The 646-nt window shown below is 37.6% G+C and carries 1 protein-coding gene; it reads right to left on the bottom strand.

The window, feature by feature from the left end:
* Positions 1–646, bottom strand: a 646-nt coding sequence (locus KH400_RS20810) for an ISL3 family transposase (protein WP_217227909.1), incomplete at both ends; no start/stop codon positions are given.

Here is a 646-nt window from a genome sequence, read left to right as displayed (position 1 = left end):
CTTTCCATTGATGATGGAGTAAAACCCTCATCCGAAAACGATCATACCTGCGGAACCCAAATGCATTACGCTTAATCACCTTTGTTTGATTGTTCAACCCTTCCACAAAACCATTTGAATAACCAAACGCAAAGCTATTGAAGATTTCTGGCTGCCAATTTTTAAATGTTTTGATGGCAGAACGAAACGCATCAATACCAGAACCCTCAACCTTCTCATAATACTTATAAAGACCTTCTTTGACGGAAATCATATCTGTAGGTCCTTTTTTCTTGGCCATTTCAAACCATTCACAATAAGCTTCTTTAAGCTCGTAAGCTTGTTTCAGCTCCTCAGACATGGAAAGGTACCTCTCTAAATACCACTGTTGCTTCTTCGATAAATCTCTCTTTCGCTTATTAAAGACATGTTTCATTTGCTTACATTTCTTCCTATCATAATCGTGAAATCCTTTTTGAGCTTGTCTACGAACCTTTTCTAATGCCCAATAAATATAACGACAAAAATGGAACCGGTCCGCGATGATGATCGGCTTTCCAAGAGCTTTTTTCACAGCTGATTTAAAGCTATGACTCATATCCATAACGACTATTTCCACTTGATGACCTTTCTCCTGTAAGTATTTTTTAACGGTTTCTACTTTACG

The organism is Desertibacillus haloalkaliphilus, from assembly GCF_019039105.1.
Lineage (GTDB): Bacteria > Bacillota > Bacilli > Bacillales > KJ1-10-99 > Desertibacillus > Desertibacillus haloalkaliphilus.
The sequence above is the reverse complement of the archived record's forward strand: the minus strand, read 5'-3'. Positions and strand labels throughout refer to the sequence as shown.